The 17,146-nt window shown below is 53.7% G+C and carries 16 protein-coding genes; 4 read left to right on the forward strand and 12 right to left on the reverse strand.

Going from position 1 to position 17,146, the window contains the following annotated elements:
- The 3 genes from ACAN56_RS10820 to ACAN56_RS10830 form a co-directional block, all read right to left on the reverse strand.
- Window positions 1–1,301: AAA family ATPase (locus ACAN56_RS10820; protein ID WP_379142676.1), on the reverse strand; the 1,301-nt coding region annotated here is incomplete at its 3' end.
- Window positions 1,298–2,734: a metallophosphoesterase family protein gene (locus ACAN56_RS10825; protein WP_379142679.1), complete on the reverse strand. Its 1,437-nt coding sequence runs from the start codon at window positions 2,732–2,734 to the stop codon at window positions 1,298–1,300. The genes ACAN56_RS10825 and ACAN56_RS10820, both read right to left, overlap by 4 nt.
- Window positions 2,685–3,821: a glycosyltransferase family 4 protein gene (locus ACAN56_RS10830; RefSeq protein ID WP_038589703.1), complete on the reverse strand. Its 1,137-nt coding sequence runs from the start codon at window positions 3,819–3,821 to the stop codon at window positions 2,685–2,687. The genes ACAN56_RS10825 and ACAN56_RS10830 overlap by 50 nt, the downstream gene beginning before the upstream one ends.
- A gap of 184 nt (window positions 3,822–4,005) precedes the next feature.
- On the opposite strand from ACAN56_RS10830, the gene ACAN56_RS10835 reads away from it, so the two are divergent.
- A complete protein-coding gene (locus tag ACAN56_RS10835; RefSeq protein ID WP_379143215.1) occupies window positions 4,006–5,400 on the forward strand; it encodes an RsmF rRNA methyltransferase first C-terminal domain-containing protein in 1,395 nt (464 codons plus the stop codon).
- 113 nt (window positions 5,401–5,513) lie between these two features.
- Complete coding sequence (locus ACAN56_RS10840) at window positions 5,514–5,603, forward strand: YjcZ family sporulation protein (RefSeq protein ID WP_218642532.1); 90 nt, start codon at window positions 5,514–5,516, stop codon at window positions 5,601–5,603.
- A 250-nt stretch (window positions 5,604–5,853) separates the two neighbouring features.
- On the opposite strand, the gene ACAN56_RS10845 is transcribed toward ACAN56_RS10840, so the two are convergent.
- The 6 genes from ACAN56_RS10845 to ACAN56_RS10870 all read right to left on the reverse strand — a co-directional run bounded on the left by ACAN56_RS10845 (window position 5,854) and on the right by ACAN56_RS10870 (window position 11,543).
- Window positions 5,854–6,654 (reverse strand): Cof-type HAD-IIB family hydrolase, encoded by an 801-nt coding sequence (locus ACAN56_RS10845; protein WP_038589701.1) that lies wholly within the window; start codon window positions 6,652–6,654, stop codon window positions 5,854–5,856.
- A 114-nt stretch (window positions 6,655–6,768) separates the two neighbouring features.
- Window positions 6,769–7,533: a pseudouridine synthase gene (locus tag ACAN56_RS10850; RefSeq protein WP_038589700.1), complete on the reverse strand. Its 765-nt coding sequence runs from the start codon at window positions 7,531–7,533 to the stop codon at window positions 6,769–6,771.
- Between the two features lie 3 nt (window positions 7,534–7,536).
- The gene (locus ACAN56_RS10855) at window positions 7,537–9,063 is read right to left on the reverse strand and encodes an RsmB/NOP family class I SAM-dependent RNA methyltransferase (protein WP_379142684.1); all 1,527 of its coding nucleotides are present in this window, start codon (window positions 9,061–9,063) and stop codon (window positions 7,537–7,539) included.
- A 99-nt stretch (window positions 9,064–9,162) separates the two neighbouring features.
- Window positions 9,163–9,618: a DUF309 domain-containing protein gene (locus tag ACAN56_RS10860; protein WP_379143217.1), complete on the reverse strand. Its 456-nt coding sequence runs from the start codon at window positions 9,616–9,618 to the stop codon at window positions 9,163–9,165.
- Window positions 9,608–10,420, reverse strand: coding sequence for a GTP diphosphokinase (gene yjbM / locus ACAN56_RS10865; RefSeq protein ID WP_038589698.1), 813 nt, complete (start codon window positions 10,418–10,420; stop codon window positions 9,608–9,610). Before yjbM ends, ACAN56_RS10860 begins: the two co-directional genes overlap by 11 nt.
- Window positions 10,421–10,448: 28 nt before the next feature.
- Window positions 10,449–11,543, reverse strand: coding sequence for a quinone-dependent dihydroorotate dehydrogenase (locus ACAN56_RS10870; RefSeq protein WP_379142687.1), 1,095 nt, complete (start codon window positions 11,541–11,543; stop codon window positions 10,449–10,451).
- Window positions 11,544–11,753: 210 nt separating this feature from the next.
- Here ACAN56_RS10870 and ACAN56_RS10875 point away from each other — a divergent pair, with 210 nt between their 5' ends.
- Window positions 11,754–11,891: a hypothetical protein gene (locus ACAN56_RS10875; RefSeq protein WP_179091796.1), complete on the forward strand. Its 138-nt coding sequence runs from the start codon at window positions 11,754–11,756 to the stop codon at window positions 11,889–11,891.
- Here ACAN56_RS10875 and ACAN56_RS10880 read toward each other — a convergent pair.
- The 3 genes from ACAN56_RS10880 to ACAN56_RS10890 form a co-directional block, all read right to left on the reverse strand.
- Entirely contained in the window at window positions 11,888–13,354 is a 1,467-nt protein-coding gene (locus ACAN56_RS10880) for a L,D-transpeptidase (RefSeq protein ID WP_379142690.1), read from the reverse strand. The genes ACAN56_RS10875 and ACAN56_RS10880 overlap by 4 nt on opposite strands.
- Before the next feature lie 165 nt (window positions 13,355–13,519).
- Entirely contained in the window at window positions 13,520–13,762 is a 243-nt protein-coding gene (locus ACAN56_RS10885; protein WP_076112325.1) for a ferredoxin, read from the reverse strand.
- Between the two features lie 159 nt (window positions 13,763–13,921).
- Entirely contained in the window at window positions 13,922–15,214 is a 1,293-nt protein-coding gene (locus tag ACAN56_RS10890; RefSeq protein ID WP_038599352.1) for a DNA polymerase IV, read from the reverse strand.
- A gap of 226 nt (window positions 15,215–15,440) precedes the next feature.
- Between ACAN56_RS10890 and cimA the strand changes: the two genes are divergently transcribed.
- Window positions 15,441–17,060: a citramalate synthase gene (gene cimA / locus ACAN56_RS10895; protein ID WP_342439557.1), complete on the forward strand. Its 1,620-nt coding sequence runs from the start codon at window positions 15,441–15,443 to the stop codon at window positions 17,058–17,060.
- Window positions 17,061–17,146 lie beyond the last annotated feature (86 nt).

Below are 17,146 nucleotides of genomic sequence, written 5' to 3' on the forward strand. Positions count from 1 at the left end.
TCGCGCGCAAGCGAACGTTCCGCCGCCTGCAGCGCAGCGCCCGCGGCGGCGAGACGGGAGCGGAGGCTCTGCCGCTCCGCCTCACGCGCTTCCATTCGCCGGTCATACCCGGCGAAGGATGCCGCGAAGCGCCGTGCGGCTTCACGATCCGCCGCCGCACCGGAGAAGTCCGCCAGCTCGGCTAGGCTCCAGCCTGCGCCAATCCCGCGCAGGATGCGCTCCAGATGCTCATGCAGCGCAGCAAGCTCGCCCGTGAGACGCTGCCGTTCCGCCCTCCGGTCCTCATAACTGGAACGCCGGCGGTCCAGACGCTCAAGTGCCGGTCCTTGAGCAATCAGCAACAGATCCGGCGGATGCTGGGCAAGCTCAGCGATAAGTTCCTGCTCCACACGCTCCATGCGGAATACCGCTGCTTCGCTGCTGCGGATCTCCCCTTCAAGGGACTGCCAGCGAACTGCACCGTTCTCCGGAAAGACCTCAATCACCGGCAGCTCTGCCAGCTCCAGCCCCGCTTCCCGCCACTTCAGCCACAACTCGCGGATGTCCTGCACCTTCCGAAGTTTGACCAGCATCTCCCCGGTGGAAGTCCGCAACTTTTCCAGCCTCGCCAGCTCCAGCTGTGCATTTTCCAAAGCAGCAGTATTCTCATTATACCGGGGAAGATAAGAACGGCTCTCAGCCATTTCACGTTCCAGCTTGTCGATGCTTTGCAGGATTTTGGCCGCATCCTGCACTTTGCCGCGCGGCTTATACAGCTTCTCGGCTTCCTGGATCAACCGCCGTTCGGCCCGCATAATTTCGCCGCCACCGCCCATCCCGGCATGGAACAGATAGCTGCTCATCTCCTCGGACTGCAGTGCCCCAAGCTCCTGAAGCTCGTCCAGCGACACGGCAAACAGCTGCCGGAACATGCTTCTGGAAATGCCGCCGAGCAGACGGCGCTCCATTTCCGCCTGCCCCACTTCCTCGGACCGTCCATCCGGATAGCTGACGGTAATGTTCAGCTTTTCGCTGCGTCCCGCCGTCTCTCCACCTGCGGCATAACGGCGGATTCTCCATAGACCTCCCTGCTCGTCATTCGCCGTCAGCATGCCGCCATGCAGACCACCCTGTGCGGGCTCATATCTTTCCGCCAGATTCACCCTGGTCGGGATCCCAAAAAGCATCGCCCGGATGAACTGCATCGTAGTACTTTTACCAGCCTCATTACGTCCAAACAGAACAGTTACGCCCTCCTGCAGCTCCAGTTCCCGGTTATGCAGACGCCCGAAGCCTCCGATCTGCACATGCTGTATCTTCATCCTGTACTCCCCCGCTCCTGCCCGGTCCCTTCGCTGGCTGTATCCGTTGCACCTGGCAGTCTGATGTCTGCTTTCTCCCCCTCAGCGGTCTCTTCCACCCCGCTAAGCAGTGTAATCCCCAGCTCTGACGCGCTTTTCAGCCAGCCCCGTTTCTCCTCTTCATCTGCCGAGGACAGCAGTCTGCGGAGCTCCTGGTTCTCCATGAGCGGCTTCAATGCACTTCCGATTAGTTCATCCAGTCCTTCTGTCGTCTCCCCGCTGCGCCCCGACAGCCGCAGCATTTCACCCAGGAAGCTGTCCTCCTGCTGCAGCCGTTCCCGGTCTATCGCTAGGCCCGTTTCCACCGAGAAACCCTCTGTCCACACGAGACCGGCATATTCTTTCCGCTCCGCACGTTTCGCCTCACGCCGCTGCAGCTCAGAGAGCAAATCATCCGCTGCACCCTTTTCTGCCAGTATCCTGTGCACGCCTCCCCTGCCCGTAAGCCGAAACCGCACAACCGACATCATTTGCGGAAGTTCATTCCTGATTTCCTCAACTGCCTGCTCGACAGCTTCAATCCATTTCACCTCATCCGCCAATCCTTCAATGAAAATCTCCCGCACCTGCCAGCGGACGGAATCCAGTTCATGAAACTGGAGCGATGCAGCTCCTGCTTCATCCACATCCACCACATAACAACCTTTGGGTCCGGTCTCTTTAATGCTGCGGCCCTGGATATTGCCCGGATACACAATAGACGGGCGCTCATGCAGAATACTGCGTTTATGTATATGTCCCAGCGCCCAATAGTCGAATCCCCGGCTGATCAAATCCTTGCGGGTGCAGGGGGAATAGGTTTCGTGCTGAAGATCCCCATCCACGTTGCCATGCAGCAGCGCAATATGAAACAGGCTGCTTCCGGTCCTGCGGCTAAATTTCAAGGCAGTATTCTCCGTTACCTTTGCTGTTGGATAGGAAATTCCGCTGACCACAGCAGCCTCCTTCCCGTCGCTCCGGCGGCGGGCGATGGCCTGTCCCGGCTCTCCGGAACTGAATACAGTAACATGCTCCGGCGGTTCTGTTGCCAGACGCGGCCCGTCGAGCGGATCATGGTTGCCATGAATCAGAAAGACCTGGATGCCATGCCTTCCCAATTCCTGCAGCGCTTCCTGAAACCGCAGCTGTCCCTGCAGCGAAGCATCGGAGACATCGTACACATCCCCGCTGATGACCACAAAATCAACTTCTTCATGAACGGCTACGTTAACAAGCCGCCCGAGGGCGGCGAAGGTGGACTCCCGTAAATAGGAGCGTATAGCCTGCGGAAGCTGCGCCAATCCGGCAAAACGGCTGTCTAGGTGCAGATCCGCGGCATGCAGGAAACGAAAAGGAATCATCTGCTCACCCTTTCGTTCCCGGCTGATATTGCAGATAGGTTTTTTTGAGCTCATTGGCCACCCGGGTCAGCGAATACAGGCTTTTTGCTTTATCCCAAGCCGAACGGGACAGCTCATAGCGGTAACCCGGATCGCTGATTACTTTTTCCAGCGCATCCGCCAATGCCACCTCATCGTCAGGATTGACCAGAAGTCCGTTCACCCCGTCCTCAATTTGTTCCGGAATCCCTCCCACATTCGTGCCGACAAGAGCCAGACAGCTGAGCGCCGCCTCCGCAAACACCGAGCCAAAGGCCTCCGCGCGTGAAGGGAGTACAAAAATATCAAAGAAAGGCATGAATTCTTCCGGGTGTAAAGTGTATCCGTAAAAAATCGTCTCATTATAAATGCCCAGATTCTGGGCTAATGACTCCAGCTCACCGCGGCTGGGACCATCCCCAATGATGTGCAGCACATATTCATGGCCCCGTTTGTTCAGCTCGGCACAAGCTTTAAACAACGTATCTATCCCTTTGGCCGGCACAAGCCGGGTTACGGTCACCAATTGCGGGATGCTGTTGTCATGCGGAACAGGCTTGAATCTTTTCTCATCGAAGCCGTTTGGAATGACGCCAACGCTCGAGGGCTGGTCAATATATGGCGCTAAATAATCGGCAAAAGAGCGTGAAACCGTCATCAGGCGGTCACTGACATGCTCCAGCTCACGGTATACCGAGACAAGAAATTGATGCTCCGGACCGCCTTCTTCAATGATTCCATTCAGAATCAGCTCACGTTCATAGCTGGAATGCAGGGTCTGGATCAGCGGGATTTCCGGATAGATCTTTTTCATCGCCAGACCGGCAATCGGATGATGGGCATGGATCAGATCATACTTTTTACTCATCCGGAGCTTAGTCCACCATATATAATCGCGGTAGGTCTGAATATATTTTTGTACAACCGGACTTTCGCCATACTTAGTCCAATCAAAGGTCTCAAATACAATCTCTTCGCGCCCCTTGCCGCGAATCCGTTTGGGCAACCAGAAGAGATCCATATCCCAGCGGCTGGAACGGAAACGTTCCTGGAGATAAGGAATCATTGAAGAAACACCACCGGGCTGTTCCGGCGGAAAGAATAGCGCTTGCAGCAAGTTCATCTGGTACATCCCCTTTACAATTGCCCTGATTACGGTGAGACCCGGCAATTATGATATAGTAATAAATATGTACAATTACTGGTACGCTAAGGTCCCCTACCTTGATTTTATCGGTATCCACCTGAAACAGCAACCAAGAAGAACGCTTGAGCCTGAATTGATTTTGACAAGAGGAGAATGAATGATGACGGAAGAACAGCTGCCCGCCGCTTATACCACTGCCATGAGAGAAATGCTGGGGCAGGAGGCGGACGCTTTTCTGCAAAGCTATACTTTGCTGCGGACCCAGGGTCTGCGATTCAACACTTTAAAAAGCCAGCTTGGAACCGGCATCCGCGCTGCCGAACATGCGGTTTCACTATTCGGCCTTACACCGGTACCTTGGTGCCCCTCAGGGTATTACTACGAACATCCGGCCCGGCCCGGACGGCATCCCTACCACACCGCCGGACTATATTATATTCAGGAGCCCTCGGCAATGTCCGCGGCCGAGCTGCTGGGGCCGCTTCCCGGTGAGACGGTGCTGGATCTTGCCGCCGCTCCCGGCGGAAAGACAACACATATCGCCTCTCTAATGCAGGGACAAGGTCTGCTTGTGTCCAATGAGATCCATCCCGAGCGGGCCAAAATTCTAGCCGAAAACGTCGAACGCCACGGCATCTCCCACGCACTGGTGACCAGTGCAGCTCCAGGGGAGCTGTCACGGCGTTTCCCGCAGGTCTTCGACCGGATTATGCTGGATGCCCCCTGTTCTGGTGAAGGCATGTTCCGCAAAGATCCCGCTGCTGTAAGCGAATGGTCTCCGGGCCATGTCGAGATGTGTGCGGCAAGACAATGGGATATATTGCAGGATGCCTATATCATGCTGAAACCGGGCGGCAGCCTGGCGTATTCGACCTGTACCTTCAACCGCAGCGAGAATGAAGATACCATCGCCCGGTTTATAGAGCACTATCCCGATATGGAGCTGATTGCCGGGAAACGCCTCTGGCCGCATCTGGAGAAAGGCGAAGGACATTTCGTCGCCCTGCTGCGCAAGGCACCTGCAGAAGAAACTGCGAATAGCCGCAGCAAACGGGGCAGCGGACGGGGCAAAAACAGCCCGCGAACAACCTCTTCCGTGCGCGATGCTTACCAGCAGTTTCTGGGCTGGGCAGCGGAGCATCTGCCAGGATTCACCGGCCAGGGTGTACCTCTGCTCTTTGGAGAATCCTTGTACCTGCTCCCGGAGACATTTAACGATAGCCTGCATGCCGGTCTGCTCGAAGGCCTCAAAATCCCGCGGGCCGGGCTGCATGTGGCCCATCTGAAGAAAAACCGGATCGAACCGGCCCATGCCCTGGCAATGTCTCTTCAGCCCAGTCAAGCTGCCCGTAGCTGGGACCTTGCGGCCGATAGTCATGAAATTCAGGTCTGGCTGCGCGGAGAGAGCCTGCCGGTTCCGGCTGAGCTGCACGGCTGGACACTGGTCACGGTTGACGGACTTCCCGTTGGCTGGGGCAAAGCCAGCTCCGGTCAACTGAAGAATCACCTGCCCAAAGGGCTGAGGATCCTAAAAGCCCATATTGACGAGCAATAGGCAACTGACCAGTTCGTGATGCCTCCCCCGGCATATGATGACATTATCCCAAAGACGCCATAGCATAACAGCGCGGCATGGGAACTAGACATGAATTAAGGGAGGAATCAGACATGGGTGCACATCCAGGCTTTACATCGACCGGTGCGATTTTGGTGCTCTTTATTTTACTTGTCATCATTTCCCGTTCGTTGTTTGTCTAATTCCGCTCAAGCAGCAACGCACGGTGGCACCAAGCGGCCCGCCGTCCCTTTAAGGGGCGGTGCAGCCGCTTTTTTGCATTTCTAGTGCACTGCTGTTTATATCTAGCAATGTTTTATCAGTGATCGCAGATTGATAAAGCAGATCAAATAAGCAGAAAAAAAGCATAAACCAGCGCCTCAGGGCACCAGTCTATGCTTTCACATTTATATTCTCACTTCACACTATTCTTACTTCATACTTTCTCAAGCATTACGATAGGCAGTACTTCACCAGCGCGTCGCGGACCCCGCTGTCGTTGTTGGTTCCAGTAACCGCGTTTGCCGCTGCTTTGACCTCGAGTGGTGAATTCTCCATCGCAACACCCAGTCCGGCGTAGGTAAGCATCGAAATATCATTATAATAATTCCCGATTGATAAGACTTCCTCCTGAGGAATCCCAAGCTGCACAGCCAGATTCTTCAGCGCATTCCCCTTGGAAGCCTCGGGATGCATGAAGTCTACAAAAAATTCGCCGCTGCGCAAAATGTTGTACTGCTGCGTCCAAGTGCCCCATTCACGCTGTGCTTCATCCAGAATGTCCGACTGGGTGAAAACCGTGAATTTTACAATCGGTTCACGGAAATCATCCCAGGCCGGCAGTGAAGCAGGCATAATCCGGAAGTGCTCGTACATAAAATTAGCCTCTTGGGTCAGATTCTCCACATTATCGACGTACATATCAAAAGCGGTATTAACATCGAAATGGATATCATGCTGCCGGCAATAATCAATGTAAGGGTCGAGTCCACGGGCATCCAGCCCAAATTGATGCAGCACTTTGCGGTCATTGACTCGGACAGTCGCCGCTCCGTTGTGTCCCAGCACATACCCCGACAGGCCCATTTCTTCCATAAATGGAATCGAGTTCTGCGGGCTGCGGCCTGTGCATAATACTATCTGGCCGCCCAGCCGCGTAACCTCAGCAATTGCCTCTTTGTTCTCATCACTTAAGTGGTGATCATCATTCAACAGTGTTCCGTCTACATCCAGCGCAATCAGTTTGTATCTCATACCCCACCATCCTTGTCTGTCTTTTATATCTATATATGCAAGCTTACAAAACCCCCGTCAACTAAAACACGTACTTTAATTAAGCCGGTATTAAATCAGCAGCGGGGCTATTTCTCATGTTTCCCGGCCGTCTGCACCGAGCAGACTCAGCTCTTCTGCCGTCAACTCCCGGCAAGCGCCCAATGGCAGGCTTTCGTCCAGCTTCAAATCCCCCATAGACACCCGCTTCAGAAACGTCACTTTTTTGCCAACCGCAATAAACATCCGCTTCACCTGATGGAATTTCCCTTCGGTAATGGTTAGGGAGATTTGTGAGGTGATTTTGCTGCCGCGCTCTCTGCCAAGGATTCTCAGCTGTGCCGGGAGAGTAACATAACCATCTTCCAGTTCCACACCTGCGGCAAATGCAGCCACATCCGTTGCGTCTACTTCGCCCTCCACGATAGCCTCATACGTCTTCGGCACATGTTTTCGCGGGGACAGCAGCTCATGGGCGAGCTTGCCGTCATTGGTAAGCAGCAGCAGTCCAACCGTATCCTTGTCCAGTCTCCCGACCGGAAACGGCTCGAACTGCGCATACGCCGGCTTTAATAAATCAAGAACAGTCCGGTCCCGTTTGTCTTCTGTAGCAGACAAGACACCTGGGGGCTTGTTCATCATCAGATAGATATGCTCGCGGTACAGAATCGGCTCCCCATTGAGCTCTACCCTGTCAAGATAGGGGTCAACATGAAACCCGCTGTCCTTTACCACAATCCCATTAACAGTAATCAGCCCCTGCTTCGCCTGCTTGCGGATATCACTGCGGGAACCTGCGCCCATATGGGACAGCACTTTATCGATCCGTTGTTTCTTAGCATTATTTCCCGATGCCCCCATGCCTTATGTCCACCTCCACCCAGCCGGATATTCATTCTTCAGCATTCCGTCCTGCCACTTCGCCCAGCCTGCGCTGTACCCGTCGATACAGACCAGCACATACCCTTTGAGTGCACTGCCTGACTTCACAGACAGTCGTTCTGCCGGAATGGATAATGTTTCGCCTTTAAGATAGGAGACCGCTTCACCGCTGCTGCCGGACAGGGAAAGACTGCGGCAACTCTCCTCCGGGTGCAGGGCCGTAGCGAGCGGATGCCCGGGAATAAACCGGCCGCTGCGCACATGACCTACATACCAGCCTGGACGGATCGTCTTCAGTCCATCCAAGGCTACCTTCGGCAATGGCGAGATATACAAATGTTCGCCGAACCACACGGGATATCCCGCAGGCTGCCAGCCGAGCTGCTCCTTAAAGAAATCGGTATAGGCGGCAAGCCGTGTCTCTTCTCCTATGCTTTGTTGTTCTCTGCCGGAGCCGTTGCCGGATTTGCCGAATGCACGGCCGCCTTTGCCGCCGCGTCCTCTTTCTGTTTTGCCTCCAGCTGCTTTAGCTGAAGGTGATGCTTTGCCTGACTTGTTCCGCGCAGCGATCCCAAGCGCAATGTCCCGGTCTCCGTCTTCCTCTTCCGGAGCGAGGCTTCCATCATGGCGCAGCACGGCCATGAAATGCCCCTCGCCCTTGACCTTATGCGGCCACAGCCGGGCCGTCTCCGGCAATTCGCCGAACCCCGGGGCGAAAGAGCCTGTGCCTCCTGCCGGAACCGGTGAGAACCGGGGATGTGCGGCCAGAAAATCGGCTATCGTCCCCTCATTCTCTTCTACAGCAAACGTGCAGGTCGAATAGACCAATGTCCCGCCGGGCTTCAGCGCCGCAGCGGCAGAGACAAGAATGTCCCGCTGCATCGCCGCATATTTCTCCGGCGTTCCCGGCTCCCACTGCTTCACCATGTCTTCATCCTTGCGGAACATGCCTTCACCGGAGCATGGCGCGTCGATTAGAATCCGGTCAAAGAACCCGGGAAATGCTGCTGCGATCCGTTCCGGGCTTTCATTCAGTACAATGCCATTGCGGACACCGTAAAGCTCCAAATTTTTGGCCAAAGCCTTGGTCCGCTCCGGATGAAGATCATTGCTGACCAGAAGACCTTCGCCTTGCAGCTTAGCGGCGATCTGCGTAGATTTGCCGCCCGGTGCGGCACATAAATCCAGCACCCGGTCACCCGGCTGCACATCAAGCAGCTCTACAGGAGCCATTGCACTCGGCTCCTGTATGTAATATAGGCCGGCATGGTAATACGGATGTTTGCCAGGTCTGGCGCCTTCCCCGGTATAGAATCCGGTCGGACACCAGGGAATCGGCTCCAGCTCAAAAGGTGCTAGCGCCAGCAGGTCCTTCACCGATATTTTCAAGGTATTGGCGCGGATGCCGCCATAAGGAGTTTCCTTGTAGGTCTCCGCAAATTGTTCATACTCCGTTCCCAACAGTTCTTTCATCCGCTGCGTGAACGTGCCGGGCAATTGTGCCGCCATGTTGCTTTCCTCCTGCTTGTTGTTTCTGAATGTAGGAATGAATAATTCAAGGAACACCCCGGTGGAGTGCTCCTTGTTGTCTTGCTGGTATTTATTGCTTCATTTGCGGTGCGGTGAGTGAGCCGGCCGCTGGGGCCCCCTGCGCTGCGGCAAGTTGGGTGTAATCCGGGCAGCTGCAATCTTTACAGCCTCTTCCAGACCGGGATCTGCAATTTCAAGGGTCAGATCATAATAGGGAAACGGCTGTTCATCATAGCCTTCCAGCTTGCGGACATACTCACCAGTCTCCTGTACAAGCTTCGCGAGATGAATTCCCAGCGTTTCATCCGGATACTTCTGCAGCACATTATGTGCCCCGCCCAGCATAATCCTCCCGCCGCGCACATTCCCGTTGCGGAAATGATACAACCCGACCGCTACCTGAAGAAGTGCTTTGTACAGCGGATCACGGTCTTTAGCCAGCCACAGCTCTTCAAGCACCTCATGACATTCAAAATAATCTCTGTCTCTATTGAAATAGACCAGGTACGCCAGATACAGCGGTTCATAGACCATCCGGCAGACTGTCCTTCTTCGCATTAGAGAGCAGCTCACGCACATGGTCCAGCAATTCCTTCATCGCATCCATATCCTGCGCCTGCCAGATCACATTGAAACGTTCCTGGCTTTCAATCGCCTCGTTCACCAGATGATAGAAATACAATTGATGAATCGCCTTGAGCAATTGAGTCGTCATATTGGAATTTTCTTCGAAGGTTTTTTGAGCCTCCAGAATTTCTTCACGGATGCTGGACATTTCACTGTCCAGTATGGAAGCGGCCTCTGCCGCCGTCTTGAGCCGCACCCGCATTTCATCGGGCAGGCTTTCACGGTATTTATAGTTCAGCGAATGCTCGATGGTTGCCCAGAAATTCATCGCCAGTGTGCGGATTTGAATCTCGGCGAGCACAATCTTTTGCCCCAGAGCCGTCTGAACAGGATATTTAATAATCATATGGAAGCTGCGGTAGCCGCTTTCCTTGTAATTGGTGATGTAGTCCTTCTCGTAAAGCACTTCAAGATCCTTGCGGGCACGGATATACTCCGCCACTCTGCGGATATCCTCAACGAATTGGCACATGATGCGTATGCCGGCGATATCCTCAATGCCTGTCTCCAGATCTTCCATCTTCACATTCAGCCGCTTGGCCTTCTCCAGAATGCTGGACAGCCGCTTCACGCGTCCGGTTACAAACTCGATCGGCGTATATTCCTCTCTCTTCTTGAGCTCCGAGCGCATCGTCTTGAATTTAACCTTAAGTTCCTCCACAGTCTGTTCATATGGAAGCAAAAAAGTTCCCCAGTCCCTGCCGTCCATCGCCTTCGTCCTCCTGTCCATTCATCCTTCAGTGATGATCAGCGCCCACCGCTTCTAGGATATTACGGAATCCGTCCCGCCGCAGAAGCTGCCTAAGTCCGGCATGCAATCTGCGGTTAACCTCCGGTCCTTCATAGATGAGAGCTGTATAAATTTCAACCAGGCTGGCACCCGCCCGGATTTTGTCATAAGCATCCTGGCTGGTAAAAATACCGCCTGAACCAATAATCGGCAGCTTGCCGCCGGTCTGGCGATAAATGCTGCGAATAATCTCTGTGGAACGGTCGCGCAGCGGTTTGCCGCTGAGGCCCCCTGTCTCTCCGGCTTTGTCACTCTTCAGCCCCTCACGGTTGAGTGTGGTGTTCGTAGCGATCACGCCGTCCACACAGGCTTCCGAGAGTGTATGTACCATATATTCAAGCTCGGTGTCGCTGACATCGGGAGCAATCTTGACCAGCAGACTTTTGGCCATACCGCTTTTCTCACGCTGGAGTTCCATTTCTTCTTTCACTTGGGCCAGCAGGTTCGATAATTCACTGCCATGCTGGAGACTCCGTAAATCCGGTGTATTCGGAGAGCTGATATTAACCACAAAAAAATCACCGTACGGATAAAGCGTACGGATACACTGCCGGTAGTCCTCATGTGCTGATTCATTTGGGGTCACTTTATTGCGCCCGATATTGACCGCCACAGGAATTCTGCGTTTCTTCAGCACCTTCAGCCGCTGGGCCATAGCCTCTGCGCCTTCATTATTGAAGCCCATCCGGTTAATCAGCGCTTCGTCCGGAAGAAGACGGAATAACCGCGGACTGTCATTGCCCGGCTGGCTCTTGGGCGTAACCGTACCCACTTCCATAAATCCGAAGCCAATTGATGAGAAGCCGCCCACCGCTTCAGCGTTCTTATCCAGTCCTGCTGCAAGACCCACCGGAGTAGGGAAATGCAGACCGAACAGGTCTACCGCAAGATCGGCTGTCTCTGGAACGCCGTACATCAAGCGCATGGCCGCGCTGCCGCCCGGAACCAAGGCCGCTTTGTTCAAACCGCCTATGACGAGATGATGTGCCTTCTCCGGGTCCATTTTAAAGAAAATTGGTTTACCTAAATTTCGATACAGCACCGTTCTCGCTCCTTCAAGGGATAATACGTGATGTCCCGCGACTCCCCGTTTCTATAGGTTTCTTCTTAATTTTATCCGTTTCGGGAAGAAAAGAAAAGTTTTTTGCCCAGGTGATGTCTGCGAGCGAAATGCAGAGTATAGTATTTTTCTTGCAAACGCATTACAATGTAAGGGTAATCACCGATCAAGAGAGAAAGAAGGATGACCAGTATGTCAACTAAACGCAAACCTCCTACACTCCAGCAGAAGAAGGAAGAAGTCAACCGCAAAGCAATCCTGTGGATTAGTGTAAGTCTGGCCTTGCTGATTCTTCTTATTATTGTTCTATTTCTTGTAGCAGGTAATTAATTCAGCCAGTGGTAGACTTTGTGGGGGTTGGTCTGATTTTGAGGTGCTCCAGAGGGATAGGCTTCCTCCGGAAGCAGCAGCTCCTCAGGCAGAACCCCTTTAGTAATCTGAACCTTCGTTCCCATCGGTACCATAGCGAATAATTCCTCCACATCTTTGCGGTTCATCCGGATACATCCCAGCGATTCATCTTTGCCTATGCTGTCAGGCTCATTTGTGCCGTGTATGGCATAGTTGCTGTCCGAGAGCTGCATCCCGCGGCTGCCGAATTCCCCGTTGTCATGGCCATTCGGATTGACCACCTTGTCTGTGATCGTAAAAGTCCCTTCAGGTGTTTTGTCGCCGCCGAGTCCAATCTCATAGTTCCGCAGAATTATAGAGCCGCTGGTCACTGCCAGGCGGTGTTTTTGTTTATCTACAATAATAGTCAGCGGTCCTGTAAAAAAGGGCATTTCCGCCGCCGCATCACCGCTTGCTCCAGGAGAATTGCCGTTCTGGCCAGCTGCAGGAATCCCCGTTGCCGTGGCAGTATCCGGCTTGGCAGTAGCCGCCGGGGCCTGCGGGACTGCCGGGGAAGCTGCTGCACGCAGCGAGGCAAACTTCGCTTTCATCAGCGGAGTCGTTCCACCCAGCCAATTTCCCGGAAACGGCGCCTCCAGCTCCCCAAGGGATTTCGGCAGCACGCCCTTGCTGCTCTTGTAGGATCGCATGGCGCTCCACAGCACTGCCAGCTCCTCCTGGTCCTCCTGCCATCCTGCCGCCTGTTTCTTCAGCTCTGCTGAATCCGGGGGCTGGCAGGCACAGACCGCCGAATTGTAGGATTGGTATACAATCCGACCTTCCTCACTCTTCTCCAGCCTTGCCTCGAGCGGCAGCTCCTTCTTCCATATAAGCCATTTGCCGGAGCGCTCCATTCGCAGGATCGCCGTTGAGCCGGTCGGCTGGCTGCTCTGCAGCAAGCCCGCCAGCGCCTTGCCAGGTCCGGCAGCATCCCCCGGCTGTGCCGTAAAAGCCAGCTTTACCGGATCCGGGGCCGGCTGTACTCCAGTCTCAGGCACCGCCGTTGCCGTAAGCTCCTCCGGTAAATCTGCCGGAGCTCCGCCGGCAATCTCTGGAGCCGAGTTGTCCGTTTCACCGGGACCGGGAAGGGTACCCGGCGCAGCTGCATCCGGCAGAAACACCAGCAGCAGCAGCACTAGTGTTAGCAGAACACGGCGCATTCTCTGCTTGTTCTGGTGACGCTGCCGGGCAGCCTGAAGCAGGCCGTCTTCATATTCACGCAGCATTTCGGCCGGCACCTTGCTGTGCTCGAAAGCTTCGTATACTTCACCGGCCTGATTGAAGCAGTAATTCGCTTTGCCTTGCTGGCCGTTCTTATAGTATTCCTTACCAAGCAAGTACCATGCCATCTTGTTTTCAGGATGTAACTGAACATACGCCTTAAGATGCTGCGAGTTTTTCATCGGGGCCTCCGCGGGTTTGTGATTCTTTCTATATATATATCGGTCAGTCCATCAAAAAAAGACATCCCCCAACCGAATTTACGCCGGCGAAGAGATGTCTTTATGTAAATATAAGGTTCGCGCTGAGCGATCCTTATATCCTGTAGTCAACGAAAAACCTCTGGATTAACCTTCTTTATTAAAAGGAGCATCCGCAATTTTAATGGAGTCCGTTGGGCATCCATCTGCAGAATCCTGCAAATCGTCGAACAAATCATCCGGAATTACAGTACACCCGCGATTGCTGTCATTCTCGTAGATCACTTCTGCCAAACCTTCATCATCATAATCAAAAATATCAGGGGCCGTCGCGCCACAAGCACCACAAGCGATGCAAGTATCTTTTTCGACCCAAGTGTATTTAGCCATTTTTTCTCTGCCTCCCGTTAAACAATACAGCCTGCTGTAGCAGCCTGTTATTTTTCTCATATTAATATAAATAGAATACAATTTCAATGAGTTTTCAATTCGTTTCCATTTTCGACGCATATTCCATTGCTTGAATGTCCGTGCCAGGCAAGGCTTTTCTCATGTTTTATCAGGATCAACACTTTCGAGATTGTCCTTCTGCAGTGAGGTGCCGCGCTCCTTATGATTGCGGAGGCGGGCCGAGTGGCTGTCACTGAGCATGCCGGCCGTCAGCACCGCATTCTCGCCGAATTTGTTGCGCAGCATATCCATCGTTTTGTTCAGGGACTCCTTCTTCGGCTGACGTTCATAATCGAACAAATCCAGCTGGATAGCGGAGTCCTCCTTGGGGCTCAGTCCCTGCAGGGTAACACCCAGCAGACGCACCGGCTTGTCCCCCTTCCAGTGCTTGGCAAACTGCTCGCACACCGTCTTATAGATGTCTTCAGCGCTTTCCGAAGGAGTCTCCAGCTGGCGCGACCGGGTAATGGTCTTCATGTCGGGTGTGCGGATCGTGAGCTGCACACCTGCTGCCACCAAGCCCTGCTTCCTCAGCCGCCGGGCAACCTGGTCGCTAAGATTCAGCAGAATCGGCCGGGCCTCTGCCAGACCGACTACATCTCTCGGCAAGGTTGTCGTATGCCCGATCGACTTGCTCTGTTCGCGCTCGGGATTCACAATGCCGTGGTCAATACCGTTGCCCGCCCGTTTCAGCCATGAGCCCATGACCCCGAAATAATCCACCAGCATCTTCTCATCGGCCGCAGCCAGCTGGCCGATGCTGTAGATGCCAAGCTTCCGGAGCTTTTCGGCTGTTTTTCCGCCGATGCCGAACATTTCATTACATGGCTTGTTCCACAAAATATCCGGGACATCACGCAGCCGGAGGACGGAGATTCCGTTGGGCTTTTTCAGATCCGAGGCAATTTTGGCCAGCAGCTTATTGGGGGCAACCCCAATGGAGCAAGGCAGTCCAAGCTCCTCCATGATCCTGCGCTGGATGGCCCCGGCAATCTCCAGTGGAGTACCGAACTGTCTGGAGCCGGTAATGTCGAGATAACATTCATCTATTGAGACTGCTTCAAGCAGCGGAGTATAGCTGTAGGCAATCTGCATGAATGCATTCGAATACTTACGGTATAGATGAAAGTTCGGTTGAATAACAATTAAGGATGGACAAATCCGGAGTGCCTTCTGCACCTGCATGCCTGTTGAGATTCCCAGCCTGCGTGCAGCATAGGAGCAGGTGACAATAATCCCTCTTCGCAGCTCCACGCTTCCGGCAACTGCCGTCGGTTTGCCTTTGTATTGCTCCGGATCCTCCGCCTCATGCACTGAGCAGTAGAAAGCATTCATATCCACATGCAGAATAACCCTGCCGCTCGTTGGGTAATACTGATCCACGTTCTGCACAATATCTACCTTCTTATCTTCAGGGTTTCCATTGTCGGATTTAGCATACCTCTTCAACTGCCGGAAGGTCAACAAAAGCAGAAACGCTGTAAAGTTCTTTGTTACATTCCCGCGTAAAAATGCTATAATATAAAAATTCATTTCCCTTAAGCGGATGCTTCCGAAGTAAATTCTGTACGGAGTAAATCCAGGAAGCCATTCTCACAAAACTTTTAGGAGGACTCCCATGTCTAAGTCCATCTCCATCTTCGATACGACACTACGCGACGGCACCCAAGGTGAAGGCATCAGCCTGTCGGCGGATGATAAGCTGAAGATTGCCAGAAAACTCGATGATCTGGGTGTGCACTACATTGAAGGTGGCATCCCGGGAAGCAACAATAAGGATATCGAATTTTTCAAAAGGGTCAAGGAATTTCATTTAAATGCCAAAATCACCGCATTCGGCAGTACCCGGCGCAAGAACTCTGTAGCCGAGAACGACGACAATCTCCAAAGAATGATTGATGCCGGCGTACCGGCGGCTACTCTGGTCGGGAAATCGTGGGATTTCCATGTGCATACTGCCCTACAAACTACATTAGAAGAGAATCTGGCGATGATCGGCGACTCCATCGCTTATCTGAAACGCAAAGGCCTCGAAGTGATCTTCGATGCTGAGCATTTCTTCGACGGCTATAAGAACAATCCGGAGTATGCAGCTGCCGTCCTGGCTAAAGCACGGGAAGCCGGTGCGGACTGGCTGGTCATGTGCGATACAAACGGCGGCACACTCCCGAATGAGATTCAAGACATTGTATCCGGTATGGCCGGGACCCTTCCGGGCGCTTCATTGGGTATCCATACCCATAATGATTGTGAGCTTGCGGTCGCCAATACGCTCAGTGCCATTGGCGCAGGTGCCCGGCAGGTGCAAGGCACAATCAATGGTTATGGTGAGCGCTGCGGCAACGCCAACCTGTGCTCGATCATTCCCACTCTGCAGCTTAAGATGGGGTATCACTGTATTCCAGGGGATTCCCTCCCCCAGCTGACCAACACCGCACGCTTCGTGAGCGAAGTCGCCAATGTGAATATGCCGGTTAATCAGCCTTATGTTGGAACGGCCGCATTCGCCCACAAAGGCGGCATTCACGTCTCTGCGATCATGCGCGACTCGCGTACCTATGAGCATATTGCTCCTGAACTGGTGGGCAACAAACAGCGCGTGCTGGTCTCTGAGCTGGCCGGCCAGAGCAATGTCCTGTCTAAAGCCCAGGATATGGGCCTCAGTCTTGACCCAAGCAGCGAGCAGGCCCGTAAGGTGATTGACAAGATCAAGAACCTGGAGCATCAGGGATACCAATTCGAAGGCGCCGACGCCTCACTAGAGCTGCTGCTGCGTGAAGCCACCGGCGAGATGAACGAGCTGTTCACTTTTGAATCGTTCAAAATGCTTGTGGAGAAGACAGCCGGCAGTCCGGTCGTTTCCGAGGCCTTCGTCAAGCTGAAGGCCGGCGGCGAGAACCTGTATACCGCTGCAGAAGGCAACGGCCCGGTCAACGCGCTGGACAACGCCCTGCGCAAGGCACTGCTGCCCTACTTCCCGCAATTGGATGAGATGCATCTCTCTGACTATAAGGTTCGCGTGCTGGATGAACAGGATCAGACCGCTGCGAAGGTACGGGTTCTGATCGAATCCAGAAATTATACTAATACCTGGAGTACGGTTGGAGTATCCAGCAATGTCATTGAGGCCAGCTGGGAAGCATTGGTCGACAGTATGCGCTATGCCCTTTTGGGACAAATCTCACGCGAAAACGACAAGAAGTCCAGCAGTGAGCCTAGAGGCTTAGTCAACCATTAAAGATTCGGCCTCACAAATGCCTCTGACAAAGCCCCCCTGCAGCCGGGAAAACACCCGTTCCGCAGGGGGGCTTTAATAGTTGCCGT

It is taken from the genome of Paenibacillus paludis, assembly GCF_042610515.1.
GTDB lineage: Bacteria > Bacillota > Bacilli > Paenibacillales > Paenibacillaceae > Paenibacillus_AQ.